General features: G+C 72.0%; 13 protein-coding genes. 9 read left to right on the top strand and 4 right to left on the bottom strand.

Annotated elements, in window-relative coordinates; all coding sequences use genetic code 11:
* Together ABZS40_RS17220 and ABZS40_RS17225 are read right to left on the bottom strand one after the other, a co-directional pair.
* Nucleotides 1-329, bottom strand: a 329-nt coding sequence (locus ABZS40_RS17220) for an Lsr2 family protein (protein ID WP_354944232.1), incomplete at its 3' end; no start/stop codon positions are given.
* A gap of 145 nt (nucleotides 330-474) precedes the next feature.
* Nucleotides 475-1,083 (bottom strand): response regulator transcription factor, encoded by a 609-nt coding sequence (locus ABZS40_RS17225; RefSeq protein ID WP_354944233.1) that lies wholly within the window; start codon nucleotides 1,081-1,083, stop codon nucleotides 475-477.
* A gap of 98 nt (nucleotides 1,084-1,181) precedes the next feature.
* On the opposite strand from ABZS40_RS17225, the gene ABZS40_RS17230 reads away from it, so the two are divergent.
* The 6 genes from ABZS40_RS17230 (at nucleotide 1,182) to ABZS40_RS17255 (ending at nucleotide 7,053) form a co-directional block, all read left to right on the top strand.
* Nucleotides 1,182-1,913: a HAMP domain-containing sensor histidine kinase gene (locus ABZS40_RS17230; RefSeq protein ID WP_354944234.1), complete on the top strand. Its 732-nt coding sequence runs from the start codon at nucleotides 1,182-1,184 to the stop codon at nucleotides 1,911-1,913.
* Nucleotides 1,914-1,996: 83 nt separating this feature from the next.
* Nucleotides 1,997-2,866 (top strand): manganese catalase family protein, encoded by an 870-nt coding sequence (locus ABZS40_RS17235; RefSeq protein ID WP_210784870.1) that lies wholly within the window; start codon nucleotides 1,997-1,999, stop codon nucleotides 2,864-2,866.
* A gap of 141 nt (nucleotides 2,867-3,007) precedes the next feature.
* On the top strand, nucleotides 3,008-5,338 hold the full coding sequence (gene lon, locus ABZS40_RS17240) for an endopeptidase La (RefSeq protein ID WP_354944235.1): 2,331 nt from the start codon (nucleotides 3,008-3,010) through the stop codon (nucleotides 5,336-5,338).
* A gap of 146 nt (nucleotides 5,339-5,484) precedes the next feature.
* The gene (locus ABZS40_RS17245) at nucleotides 5,485-5,883 is read left to right on the top strand and encodes a DoxX family protein (protein ID WP_354944339.1); all 399 of its coding nucleotides are present in this window, start codon (nucleotides 5,485-5,487) and stop codon (nucleotides 5,881-5,883) included.
* 142 nt (nucleotides 5,884-6,025) lie between these two features.
* A complete protein-coding gene (locus ABZS40_RS17250; RefSeq protein WP_354944236.1) occupies nucleotides 6,026-6,337 on the top strand; it encodes a hypothetical protein in 312 nt (103 codons plus the stop codon).
* A gap of 221 nt (nucleotides 6,338-6,558) precedes the next feature.
* Nucleotides 6,559-7,053 (top strand): right-handed parallel beta-helix repeat-containing protein, encoded by a 495-nt coding sequence (locus tag ABZS40_RS17255; protein ID WP_354944340.1) that lies wholly within the window; start codon nucleotides 6,559-6,561, stop codon nucleotides 7,051-7,053.
* A gap of 94 nt (nucleotides 7,054-7,147) precedes the next feature.
* On the opposite strand, the gene ABZS40_RS17260 is transcribed toward ABZS40_RS17255, so the two are convergent.
* Together ABZS40_RS17260 and ABZS40_RS17265 are read right to left on the bottom strand one after the other, a co-directional pair.
* Complete coding sequence (locus tag ABZS40_RS17260) at nucleotides 7,148-8,881, bottom strand: DEAD/DEAH box helicase (protein WP_354944237.1); 1,734 nt, start codon at nucleotides 8,879-8,881, stop codon at nucleotides 7,148-7,150.
* 105 nt (nucleotides 8,882-8,986) lie between these two features.
* Nucleotides 8,987-9,901 (bottom strand): hypothetical protein, encoded by a 915-nt coding sequence (locus tag ABZS40_RS17265; protein WP_354944238.1) that lies wholly within the window; start codon nucleotides 9,899-9,901, stop codon nucleotides 8,987-8,989.
* A 132-nt stretch (nucleotides 9,902-10,033) separates the two neighbouring features.
* On the opposite strand from ABZS40_RS17265, the gene ABZS40_RS17270 reads away from it, so the two are divergent.
* From ABZS40_RS17270 to ABZS40_RS17280, 3 genes are read left to right on the top strand one after another with little or no spacing between them, the layout of a single operon-like run.
* Nucleotides 10,034-11,188 (top strand): histidine kinase, encoded by a 1,155-nt coding sequence (locus ABZS40_RS17270; protein WP_354944239.1) that lies wholly within the window; start codon nucleotides 10,034-10,036, stop codon nucleotides 11,186-11,188.
* The gene (locus tag ABZS40_RS17275) at nucleotides 11,185-11,790 is read left to right on the top strand and encodes a response regulator transcription factor (protein WP_354944240.1); all 606 of its coding nucleotides are present in this window, start codon (nucleotides 11,185-11,187) and stop codon (nucleotides 11,788-11,790) included. Before ABZS40_RS17270 ends, ABZS40_RS17275 begins: the two co-directional genes overlap by 4 nt.
* Before the next feature lie 38 nt (nucleotides 11,791-11,828).
* Nucleotides 11,829-12,347, top strand: coding sequence for a 2'-5' RNA ligase family protein (locus ABZS40_RS17280; RefSeq protein ID WP_354944241.1), 519 nt, complete (start codon nucleotides 11,829-11,831; stop codon nucleotides 12,345-12,347).
* Nucleotides 12,348-12,447 lie beyond the last annotated feature (100 nt).

The following is a 12,447-nucleotide window of genomic DNA, read 5'->3' on the forward strand; positions in this document are numbered from 1 at the left end:
TCGGAGCGATCGGCATCGGAAATGGGCCAGGGCGGCGACCGCGGACGGCGGAGCACGCTCGGCCACTGATGCCGAGGCTTCGGCCAGCAGCGACGTCCCGCGCCGGCGGGTCGCCCCGGCCGCCGGACTGAACGGGCGCTCTCCACCGGGCCGCGCCCGATCCGCCGACCCGCATTGATGTACGGATCGAGCGTCTTGCGCAGGACGCCGGCATTCTCGTCGGAGACATCGATCGTGTAGGCCACGCCGTCGAGACTGAACTCAACCGTCCGGTCGGCCTTCCCACCGTCGAGGTCGTCGGTCAGGACCGTGATTACTTTTCTCGCCATTGCCGATTACTCCCTGTGTGCGGCGGGATGTGTCCAAAGTCTGACCTATCACCCCGGTAATCCGCAACAATATGCCTTCCATTCATTCGGCGCGTCGCGATTCCGTTACCGAGCAAAACCGTGAATCGGCTCCGATGGCGAGGCCTCATTCCCCGAGGATGCCGCTGTGACCGGCGATGGCAGCCGCCTCGGCCCGGTTCGAGACCCGCAACTTGCGCAGCAACGCGGCGGTCATCCGTTTCACAGTCCGTTCGGAGACGTGCAGTTCTTCGGCGACGTCGACGGTGCTGCGGCCGGCGGCGATCGCCCGCAGCAGCCGCCGTTCCTCGCCGTCCAGGTCCACGGGCGCGGGGCGCGTGGGCCGCAGCATGGCGCGCAGCAGTTCGGCCGGCAGCACCGCCCAGCCGTCGAGGATGGCCAGCAGCGGGGGCAGCAGTTCCTCCGGTTCGCTGGTCTTGGGCAGGAATCCCTCGGCGCCGGCCCGCAGCGCCTCCACCGCTGGCCCGGGGTCGGCGGAACCGAACATCGCGACCACCCGTACCCGCGGGGTGGTCCGCCGGATCGCGGCGACCGCCCGGATGCCGCCGGGCGGCGGCATGTGCAGGTCGACCAGGGCCAGGTCGGGGCGGCAGTTGCTGACCAGGGCCGCCGCCGCGGCGGCGTCGCCGGTCGAGGCGACCACCTCGGCGCGACCGTCGGTGGTGATCGGGAGCAGCAACTCGAGGCCGCGGACGAAGAGGGGGTGATCGTCCACGACGACGAGTCGCAAGGTGGAGGCTCCCGGCATGTCTGCGCCGTTCCCCAGCGGGTACCGATCATGCGGGTTCGCACCGAACGAGAGGAGTCGGGTGCATGCGCGTACGGCACGGTTTGCGGGACCTGCTGCGAGGGTTGCGCCCCATTGAGCCGACACCGGGCGAGACGCGACCGCCGGCGGCCGATTCGGAGTTGCTGCTGCGGGTGTTGTGCCACGAGTTCCGGACGCCGATCAGCACCCTGACCTCGCTGACCCGCGCGCTGGCCGACGAGCGTCGCGAGCTGACCGGGGACGACCGGCGGGCGCTCAGTGAGCTGGCCCGCGACCAGGCCGCCCACCTCCAGAGCCTGCTGCGTGACGCGACCGCCGGCACCGGCGTGCTGACGCCGACTCCGCAGCCGGAGCCGGCCGTCGCGCTCGCGGGCATCCTGCGGGAGGCCGCCGCGTTGGTGCCGGTCGGCCGTAGGCGGGCGCGGGCCACCCGGCGGGCGGCCTGCTGCCCGGTGCCGGCCGGACGAACCCGACAGGTACTGGTCAACCTGGTGCAGAACGCGTTGCGGCACGGGCCGCCGGACGGGCAGGTCGGGCTCTATGCCACAGTGCGCGGCCCCAGCCTGAGCATCCTGGTCACCGACGAGGGTCGGGTCGACGATGCGCTGCTGGTCGCGCTGCGGCGTCCGGCACCGGCCGTCGGGATGTCCGGTCTGGGCCTGTGGATCGCGCGACAGCTCGTCGCGACGGACGGGGGAGCGGTGCGGGCGCACCGGCTACGGCCCCGGGGAGTGGCGCTGGAGGTGCTGCTGCCGATGGCTCGCCCGGTGCGCTGACCCGGGCGGGACACCGGTTGGCCCGCCCGGGTCATCGGGGCGGGAACGGCCTCGCTACCTGTTTCCGGTACCGAGGAGGTTGGATGTTCAGCCACGTCAAGGATCTGCAGTTCGAAGCCAAGCCGGACGGCCCGGACGCGGCGTTCGCCCGCCGTTTGCAGGAGGTGTTGGGCGGCAAGTGGGGCGAGATGACGGTTGCCAACCAGTATCTCTTCCAGGGGTGGAACTGCCGACTGCCCGGCAAGTACAAGGACCTGCTGCTCGACGTCGGCACGGAGGAGATGGGCCACGTCGAGATGATCGTCACGATGATCACCCGGCTGTTGGACAACGCGCCGCTGTCGCTGACCGAGGGGATCGCGGAGGACCCCGGAGGTGCCGCGACCTACGCCGGTGAGAACCCGGCGCACTTCATCCACGGCGGAGGTGGGGCCCTGCCCACCGACTCCAACGGGGTGCCGTGGAACGGCGCGTTCATCACCGCCAGCGGGAATCTGTTGGCCGATTTCCAGCTCAACGTCACCGCCGAGGCGCAGGGTCGGCTCCAGGTCGCCCGGTTGTTCCACATGACCGACGACCCGGGCGTCAAGCAGATGCTGCGCTTCCTGCTGGCCCGCGACACGATGCACCAGAACATGTGGCTGGCGGCGATCGAGCAGCTCAAGGAGGACGGGCTGGAGGAGATGCCGGTGCCGGAGGCGTTCCCGGACTCGGGTGAGTTCACTGAGGAGTACGGCTACACCTACCTGGGTTTCTCCTCGGGCACCGACGCCGCCCAGGGTCGCTGGGCGTCCGGGCCCTCGCCGGACGGCAAGGGCGAGTTCCGGTACGACGACAACCCGCGGGCGAACGCGCCGGAACCGGTGCTGCCTCCGGGTGACCCTCGGTTGTACGGCACCAACCCGGGGGTGGCCGGCTCGGTGGTGAACACGGTGAAGAGCAAGCTCACCTGATGTGCCTCGTCGGGTCGCCCGCCGGTCCCGGGCGACCCGACGGACCGGGCGCAAGAGTGGTCTGGGTCACAGGCCGGAACAAGGGGAACGCTTTGTTACTTGAGTGAGACACGCTCAACTCAACGCGATAGCAGGTGTTCGATGGCAACTCTTCCGGTACTTCCCCTGACCGACGCCGTGCTGCTGCCCGGCATGGTCATCCCGGTGACCCTCGACCCCACCACCCAGGCCGCGATCGACGCGGCGCGGGCGACCGGCGACCGCAAGCTGCTGGCCGTGCCGCGCATCGACGGCGAGTACGGCCCGGTGGGCGTGGTCGCCACCATCGAGAAGGTCGGCCGGCTGCCCGAGGGTGAGCCCGCCGCCGTCATCCGTGGACTGTCCCGGGCCCGGATCGGCTCCGGCGTGCCCGGCCCCGGCGCCGCCCTCTGGGTCGAGGCGACCGAACTCGACGAACCCGCCTACGCCGGTCGGGCCCGGGAACTCGCCCGCGAGTACCGCGCCCTGGTGACCTCCGTGCTCCAGCAGCGGGGCGCCTGGCAGGTCATCGACGCTGTGGAGCGGATGACCGACCTCTCCGAGCTGGCCGACTCGGCCGGTTACGCGCCCTGGCTGACGCTGGAGCAGAAGAACGAGCTGCTCGCCGCGCCGGACGTCACCGCCCGGCTGGAGCTGCTGGTCGGTTGGGTGAAGGACTACCTGGCCGAGCAGGAGGTCACCGAGCAGATCAACAGTGACGTCCGCGAGGGGCTGGAGAAGTCCCAGCGCGAGTTCCTGCTGCGCCAGCAGTTGGCCGCGATCCGCAAGGAACTGGGCGAGGACGAGCCGGACGGCTCCGCCGACTACCGGTCCCGCGTCGAGTCCGCCGAGTTGCCGGACAAGGTTCGCGAGGCGGCCATGCGCGAGGTCGGCAAGCTGGAGCGGGCCAGCGACGCCTCCCCGGAGGCTGGCTGGATCCGTACCTGGCTGGACACCGTGCTCGAGATGCCGTGGGGCACGCGTACCGAGGACAACACGGACCTGGCCGCGGCCCGGGCGGTGCTCGACGCCGACCACGCCGGCCTGGCCGACGTGAAGGACCGCATCCTGGAGTACCTGGCGGTGCGCAACCGGCGTGCCGAGCGCAACCTTGGTCTGGTCGGCGGTCGCGGCTCCGGCGCGGTGCTCGCCCTCGCCGGTCCTCCCGGGGTGGGTAAGACCAGCCTCGGCGAGTCCGTGGCGCGGGCGCTCGGGCGTAACTTCGTCCGGGTCTCGCTCGGCGGCGTCCGCGACGAGGCGGAGATCCGCGGGCACCGGCGCACCTACGTGGGGGCGCTGCCCGGTCGGATCGTCCGCGCGTTGCGGGAGGCCGGTTCGATGAACCCGGTCGTACTCCTCGACGAGGTGGACAAGCTGGCCGCCGGCTACGCCGGTGACCCGGCAGCCGCCCTGCTGGAGGTGCTCGACCCGGCTCAGAACCACACCTTCCGGGACCACTACCTGGAGGTCGACCTCGACCTGTCCGACGTGCTCTTCCTGGCCACCGCCAACGTGGTGGAGTCCATCCCCGGCCCCCTGCTGGACCGGATGGAGCTGGTCACCCTGGACGGGTACACCGAGGACGAGAAGGTCGCCATCGCCCGCGACCACCTGCTGCCCCGGCAGCGGGAGCGGGCCGGGCTGACCGTCGACGAGGTCAGCGTCGCCGACGAGGCTCTCGCGCTGATCGCGGGGGAGTACACCCGGGAGGCCGGCGTCCGGCAGCTCGAGCGGGCCCTGGCCAAGATCCTGCGCAAGGTGGCGGTGACGTTGGCGACGGACCCGACGCCGGCACGCGTGGGCACCGACAACCTCACCGGCTACCTGGGCCGGCCGAAGTTCACCCCGGAATCGGCCGAGCGCACCGCGGTGCCCGGCGTGGCCACCGGCCTGGCCGTCACGGGCGCCGGTGGGGACGTGCTCTTCATCGAGGCGACCAGCATGGAGGGCGAGCCGGGGCTGACCCTGACCGGTCAGCTCGGTGACGTGATGAAGGAGTCGGCGCAGATCGCGCTCTCCTACCTGCGCTCCAACGGGCGGCGGTTCGGCATCGACCCGAACGTCCTCGCGGGACGCCGGATCCACGTCCACTTCCCGGCGGGCGCGGTGCCCAAGGACGGTCCGAGCGCCGGCATCACCATGGTCACGGCCCTGGCATCGCTGGTCACGGGTCGCCCGGTCCGCCCCGAGTTCGGGATGACCGGTGAGGTGACGCTCTCCGGTCGGGTGCTGCCGATCGGTGGGGTGAAGCAGAAGCTGCTCGCCGCGCACCGGGCCGGCCTCACCGAGGTCATCATCCCGGCGCGCAACGAGCCCGACCTGGACGACCTGCCGACCGAGGTGCGCGAGGCGTTGACAGTGCACACACTGGCCGACGTGGCCGACGTGCTCGCCCTGGCGCTGCGCCCGGCCGACGTGAAGACGCTGGACGGTCCGGCGCTCTTCGCAGTCTGACGGACGACCTGGCGGGCCCCCGCCGTCCACGAGACGGCGGGGGCCTGCCGCTGTGCCCCTGTTCCGCCGGACCGTACTGTCCTGCTTGAAAACTCAACTACCTCTCCCGCCGTGCGGCGGTACCCCCGGAGAAAACCCCTGTGAACATGGTGCTGTGGATCGTTCAGATCCTGCTCGCCGCCATCTTCGGCGGCATCGGCGTGGTCAAGCTGACCCAACCCAAGGAGAAGCTGCACGAGACGATGGGTTGGACGAAGGCCGCCACGCCGATCCAGGTCAAGGCCATCGGCGCCCTGGAACTGCTCGCCGGCATCGGGCTGTTGCTGCCCGCCCTCACCGGCATCGCCACCGTGCTCACCCCGCTCGCCGCGCTCGGGCTCGTCATCATCATGATCGGCGGCATCGTGGTGCACCTGAACGGCGCGCGGAGGGCCACCGCGCCCGAGCGACGAACGGTGGAGATCCAGGGGATCGTGACGTGCGTGGTGCTGCTCGCCCTCGCCGCACTGGTGGCCTGGGGCCGCTTCGGGCCGTACTCCCTCTGACCCGCAGCGCCGGCGACCGTCCTCCCCGGACGGTCGCCGGCGGCGTTTTCCGCGCTCGTCGGCGGCCGCACCCGTGCCCCCTGCGGGCCGCTGATCGGTAATAGGGTCGGCTTCCGCACAGTGTTGATCACGGGGGAGACGCATGGAAGCGAACGACAACACGCCCGGTGTCCTGCCGCCGACGGTGCCGCATCGGCCGGGACCAGCCGGCCGAGGGCTGGGACGGCGGGCTCTGTTCGCCGGCGGAGCCGGGGCTGCGGCCGCGGCCGCTCTGGCCGCCCCGGCCAGAGCCGAGCCGACGACGGTACGGGAGGGCGCTCTCAGTCTGCGTGACCCCCGGGTCGGCTGCCTGCTCGACGGCAGTGACGAGGGGGCGAAGGTCGCGGTCGCGTTGAGTCTGCTGCCGCCGGAGGGTGGGGAGATCTTCCAGCCGGTGGGCCGACTCGGCCTCTGATCGGAGGTCACCTTCCCGACCAGCCTGACCTGGACCGGGGAGAACATCGGCGCGGCGATCATCCAGCCGGCTCCGGGTTACACCGGTCGAGCGCCCACGCGAACAAGATCACCGACATCAACGTCGAGGACTGCGTCGGCATCGGCATCTTCGTAAACGCCTGGGCCTACGACAACGAGTTCCTCAATGTCTGGATCGGTGAGTGCAAGACCGGCCTACGACTGCACGACGGTGCCTGTTTCTTCGACAACCTGCACGTCTGGGGATGCGTCGGCAACGGCGTCGAACTGCGCAACAGCGGCCATCGGAACACGTTCCAGAACGTCTACCTCGAGTCGAACGGCACCGGCGGCACCGGGAACGGAGTCGACCTCTGGGAGGTCTGGGGCAACCAGTTCATCGGTGGCCGCCTGTGGCCTAACGCCTCGAACGGCATCGGCGTCTTCTCGTCCGGGCGTACCCGAATCATGGGTCTGGAGATCCACGAGAACGGTGAGAGTGGGATCCGTGGCGGCGACTCCGGCCTGTGCCAGGTGATCGGCAACCAGATCTACTCCGATTCGACGACCACCCGCCGGCAGGACCGGCCGATCGTCACTGTCGGTACGAGCGACAACTGGATCATCAGCAACAACGTGATGCGCGCCTTCGACCACGCGTCCGGCGGCGCGTCGCTGGGGGGCGGCAAGAACGTGGTCACCGGCAACATCGAGTAGAACCGTTGGGGCGGTGCGGTCACCGCCCCACCGTTCGCACTCCTGTCCCGCGCCGTCGGCGACCGTCGTACTCCGGCGGTCGCCGACGGCGTGCTCAGCGCTCGTCGCCGCCGCGGTCGCGGCGCACCGTGGCCTTGCGGCCCTTGATGGTGCTCTGCCGCAGCCCGGAGATCACCTCGTCGGCGACCCCCTGCGGCACCTCGACCAGGGAGAACCGGTCGGCGATCTCGATCGTGCCGATGTCCCGGCCGCGGATGCCGGTCTCCCCGGTGATCGCGCCGACCAGATCCTGCGGGCGTACCCCGGCGCGTCGACCCAGGCCGACGAAGACCTGGACGGTGTTGCCGCCGGCGGAGCGCGGCCGGCCCCCGCCCCGGCGGTCGCCGCCACGGCCGCCGGTCTCCGGCCGACCCTCGCGCGGCCCACGGACCGGAACCTGCGGGATCTCCTCCTCGTCGTCGGAGCCCGGCGACGTCACCTCGTGAGCCAGCTTCACGGCGGCGAGGGCGACCTCCATCAGGTCGAACTCGTCGGTCAGGGTCTCCACGATCACCCGGAACGGGTCCAGGTCGTCCTCCAGCAGGCTCTCCCGCAGGGCCGCCTGGGTCAGCTCCAGCCGCCGGGTACGCATGTCGGCCACGGTGGGGATCTTGTCGATGGTGATCCGCTGGCCGGTCACCCGCTCGATGGTCTTGAGCATCCGGTGCTCACGCGGCTCGGCGAGGGTGATCGCCACGCCCTCGCGGCCGGCCCGGCCCACCCGACCGATCCGGTGCACGTACGACTCGGGGGCGGACGGCACGTCGTAGTTGACCACGTGGCTCAGCTGCTCGATGTCCAGCCCACGGGCCGCCACGTCGGTGGCGACCAGCAGGTCGGCGGTGCCCGCCCGCAGCCGGCCCATGACCCGGTCGCGCTGCTCCTGGCTCATGCCGCCGTGCAGTGCCTCGGAGCGGTAGCCCCGACCGTTCATCGTCTCGGTCAACCGGTCGACCTCTTCCCGGCTGCGGCAGAAGACGATCGCCGCGGTCGGGGACTCCACGTCCAACACCCGACCCAGCGCGGCCGGCTTGTGCGCCCGGGTCACGATGTACGCGCTCTGCCGCACCCGGGGCGCCTCACCCGCGACCGTCTGCTCGCGGCCGATCTCGATCCGCACCGGTTCCCGCAGGTGCTGGCGGGCCATCCCGTCGATGCGCGACGGCATGGTGGCCGAGAAGAGCACAGTCTGACGCTGCGCCGGAGCGTGCTCCAGGATCGCCTCGATATCCTCGGCGAAGCCCATGTCGAGCATCTCGTCGGCCTCGTCGAGCACCACCGTGGTCAGCCCACCGAGGCGCAGGGTGCCCCGGGCGATGTGATCGAGGGCCCGCCCCGGGGTGGCCACCACCACATCGACACCGCTGTCGAGTGCCCGCAGCTGCCGCCCGATCGGCTGCCCGCCGTAGATCGGCAGCACCCGCGCACCCAGGTCCTTGCCGTAGCGGTGGAACGCCTCGGAGACCTGCACCGCCAGCTCCCGGGTCGGCACCAGCACCAGCGCCACCGGGTCGCCGCCCTGGCGGTGTGCCGTCATGAGGTTCAGCAGTGGCAGCGCGAACGCAGCCGTCTTGCCGGTGCCGGTGGCCGCCTGACCCAGCAGGTCGCGACCCTCCAGCAGCGGTGGGATAGCCTCCCGCTGGATGGGCGTCGGCTCCTCGTACCCGAGGGCGGCGAGCGCGCGCAGCAGCTCGGCGCGGAGCCCGAGCTCGGTGAAGGCGCTCACCTCGTCGGTGCCGTCGGGGGTGGCGTCAGTCGGTGCGTCGTGCTGTGCAGGTGCGGAACTCATGCGCCAAGCCTTTCATCACGCCGTCCGGGCCGTTGCGGCGACCGCCACAAGAGCTGTCTCCGGGCTCGTGCTGCGGCTGTTCCATGACCCCGGCGGCGGCCTCGGTCAGGCGTCGGTGGTCAGGATGGCCAGCACCATCACCGCGGCGAGCGCCACGTCGAGCACCGCGCAGAACTCGGCGTAGCCGCGTGGCACCACCCGGCGGTTGCGGTGGTGCGCCAGGTCCCAGCCGGCGTGTGCCAACCACCCGAACGCCACCAGCCAGTCGGCGGTCCGCCCGCCGGCCCCGACCGCCACCAGCGTCAGGGCGACCCAGACAGCCAGACCGGCGAGCTGAATGGCGAGCACGCCCCGCCCGCCCAGCGTGCGGCGGGCCGCGCCGATCACCAGGTAGCCGCCGGGCAGCACCAGCATCGTCCACGGGCTGAGCACACTCGGGTCGACCCACATGTCCACGGTCATCAACAGCGCCAGTCCGGTCGGCCAGCGGTGGGCGAGCGCCACCACCACCCGGTGTCGACGTACCGGCGCGGACGCCTCGTGTCGGTGTCGGACCGCCACCAGCACCATCGCGGGAATCATCAGCAGGTGACCGCCGAGCAGCAGCGCGTCGGCGTCGATCAGGCCGGCCCGAAACGGCACTAACAGCAGCAGGAACGGGGCGTACATCGCGGCGGCCATCTCACCGACCGCGTGCCAGCGGTGCGCCCGGTAGCGCATCCCCACAGTCATCCCGACGGTCATGTTCGTGGCCATCACCAGTGCGGCGATCTCCGGCCGGGCCAGCGCGTCGCCGACGCCCAGCGCGGCGCCGGCCAGCTCCCACAACGGCCCGAGCAGCAGCATCCCGGCGACCATCGCCAGGGCCATCTCGCCCAGATGCCACAGCAGCCGCCGTCTGCTGCTGGCCGGTGCCGCAGCGGCCGGTGTCGGGGCCGAGGGTGCCGGCTCGTCGGTGGGCAGGGGCGCGGGCGACGGTACGGCGGTGAGGCTGTCCGCGTACATCTGGTTGTTCTCCATGCCTCGACCCTGCCGGTGTCCCCGGCGTGGCCGGCAGACCCGTTCGTCACGGGAAAATCGTGCGGACCGCACGGCCCGACCGTGACACTTCGCATGGGTGGACCGTGCGCCGGCCGGCCCTAGGATCGGGGCGTGGCGAGCGAGGCGGTGACTCCCCGGGCGGACCGTCGGCTGCGGCGCGCCCGGCGGGCGACGCTGGTGTCGCTGGCCACCGGCGTGTGGGCGAGCGTCCTGCTACCGGCGGTCGGCCTGACCCGCGAGCCCGACGAGGGCCGGGTGACGCTCGGCGCGGTCGGCATCCTCGCCTTCGTGATCGCCCAGACCGTCGTCCTGTACGCGGCCGTGACGCCGTGGCTCGACCCTCGCTGGCGGCGTCGGGCCGAGCTGAGCCTGGGCGGGGTGGCGGTGCTGACCGTTCCGCTGGTGGGCCCGGTGGCGGCCGGCAGGTGGCCGACCTGGGCCTGGCTCGGTGCGGCGTTGATCGGCATGACGCCGCTGCTGGTGCGCTGGCGAGCCGCGCTGGCGGTCGCGGTCGGCGTCCTGGCGGTGGCGGTCGGGGTGGCCTGGTGGACCGGCGGTTCCGTCCCGCGCCACCTCGCCGTGACCGGTGGGATCGGCGTGGCCGTGGCCGCCGTCAACGGGTTCCAGGTCTGGTTCTGGGACCTGCTCGTGGAGGCGCGGCAGGGCCAGGCCGCCCAGGCGCGGCTGGCCGCCGCCGAGGAGCGGTTGCGCTTCGCCCGCGACGTGCACGACGTGCTGGGGCACCGCCTCACGGTGATCGCGTTGAAGGCCGAACTCGCCGCCCGACTCGCCCCGGTCGACCCGGAACGGGCCGGGCGCGAAGCCGCCGAGGTGCAACGGTTGGCCGCCTCCGCGCTGAGCGAGGTACGGGAGACCGTGCACGGCTATCGGGCCGTCGACCTCGACGAACAGCTCGCCGCTGTGGTGGGGGTGCTGCGCTCCTGCGGGGTGCGGTGCACGGTCCTGCCACTGCCGGCGGACCTGCCGCAGCGCGCCGCCATCGAGCTGGCGGCGGTGCTGCGCGAGGCGAGCACCAACGTCCTGCGGCACAGCCGGGCCGACTGGTGCCGGATCCACATCGATCGGGAGGATGACGTGGCCAGGATGACGGTGGCCAACGACGGCGCCGACGACAGTGGCCCGGACGCGCACAGCCACGGCCTGCGCGGGCTGGCCGACCGGCTCGCCGCCGCCGGGGGCGAGTTGCGGGTACGCCGGGAGGACGCGATCTTCACCCTCGAAGCCACAGTGCCGGCGCCGTCGTGATCCGCGTCCTGCTCGCCGACGACGAGGACCTGATCCGGGTCGCCGTCGCCGCGCTGCTCGGCCTGGAACCGGACATCGAGGTGGTGGCTCACGCCGCCGATGGAAAGTCAGCCGTCACCGCGGCGTTGGCGCACCGCCCGGACGTGGCAGTGGTGGACCTGGAGATGCCCGGCCTGGACGGCATCGCGGTAGCCGCCGAGCTGACCCGGGTTCGACCCGACTGCGCGGTGGTCGTGCTGACCGGGCACGGTCGTCCCGGGCACCTGCGCCAGGCGTTGACCGCCGGCGCCCGGGGGTTCCTGCCCAAGGGATCGCCGGGTGGGGCGCTCGCCGACGTGATCCGCCGGGTGCACGCCGGAGGTCGTTACGTCGACCCTTCGCTGGCCGCCGACGCGTTGACCCTGCCCCCGTGCCCGCTGACCTCTCGGGAACTGGAGACGCTACGGCTGGTGGAGGTCGGTGCCCCGGTCGCGGTGATCGCCCGTCGGGTGCACCTGTCCACCGGAACCGTGCGCAACCACCTCTCCGCCGCCGTGCAGAAGCTCGGCGCGGCCGACCGGGCCGAGGCGGTGCGCACCGCCCGGGACAACGGCTGGCTCTGACCACCTTCACCAGCGCGTCCGTCGGCTAGCGTGGGCGCGTGCGTACTGTGGAACTGGTCTGCTCGCCCGGCCTGGAGGTCGCGGTCCGGGCGGTCTGGGGTCGTCTGGCCGCCGCCGGGTTGCCCAGCCTGGCCCGCAACATCCACTCGACCAACCGGCCGCACCTCACCCTCGCCGCCGTCGACGAGATCCCGCCGGTCGTCCAGCACCGCCTGGCCGAGCTGTTCGACGCCGCGCTGCCGGTGCCGGTGACGCTCGACCGGGTCGTCGTCCTCGACGGCAGCGCCCCACTGGTCTGGCTGGTCCGGCCCTCTTCGGCGCTGACCGCGTTGCACGCCGCCGTCTGGGACGTTCTCGCCGAGGCCGACGGACACCGCCCGTGGCATGCCCCCGACGTATGGGTCCCGCACCTGAGCCTGGCCCTGCGGTTCCGCAACGCGGACCTGCGGTTGGCTCGTGCCGTCGCCGGTGGGCAGCGCCCGACGGGTGACTTCGACGCCGCGCGCAGCTACGACGGCACGGACCGGTCGGTGACCGCGCTGACCCGGCTCCGCTAGGGTCAGCGCCGCGGTCAACAGGACCGGATCGACCTGCCGAAGCTCCTTGAGGACGTGGACAGCGCGGATCAGGTGCTCACGCCGCACGTGCTCGGGGGCG

The organism is Micromonospora sp. NPDC005324, assembly GCF_040607155.1.
Classification (GTDB): domain Bacteria; phylum Actinomycetota; class Actinomycetes; order Mycobacteriales; family Micromonosporaceae; genus Micromonospora; species Micromonospora trifolii.

Excerpts from the sequence above, each read along its gene's own strand:
- ABZS40_RS17230 (WP_354944234.1), top strand. The coding sequence starts at position 1,182 with ATGCGCGTACGGCACGGTTTGCGGGACCTGCTGCGAGGGTTGCGCCCC.
- ABZS40_RS17235 (WP_210784870.1), top strand. The coding sequence starts at position 1,997 with ATGTTCAGCCACGTCAAGGATCTGCAGTTCGAAGCCAAGCCGGACGGC.
- ABZS40_RS17265 (WP_354944238.1), bottom strand. The coding sequence starts at position 9,901 with ATGGAGAACAACCAGATGTACGCGGACAGCCTCACCGCCGTACCGTCG.
- ABZS40_RS17245 (WP_354944339.1), top strand. The coding sequence starts at position 5,485 with ATGGTGCTGTGGATCGTTCAGATCCTGCTCGCCGCCATCTTCGGCGGC.
- ABZS40_RS17260 (WP_354944237.1), bottom strand. The coding sequence starts at position 8,881 with ATGAGTTCCGCACCTGCACAGCACGACGCACCGACTGACGCCACCCCC.
- ABZS40_RS17250 (WP_354944236.1), top strand. The coding sequence starts at position 6,026 with ATGGAAGCGAACGACAACACGCCCGGTGTCCTGCCGCCGACGGTGCCG.
- lon (WP_354944235.1), top strand. The coding sequence starts at position 3,008 with ATGGCAACTCTTCCGGTACTTCCCCTGACCGACGCCGTGCTGCTGCCC.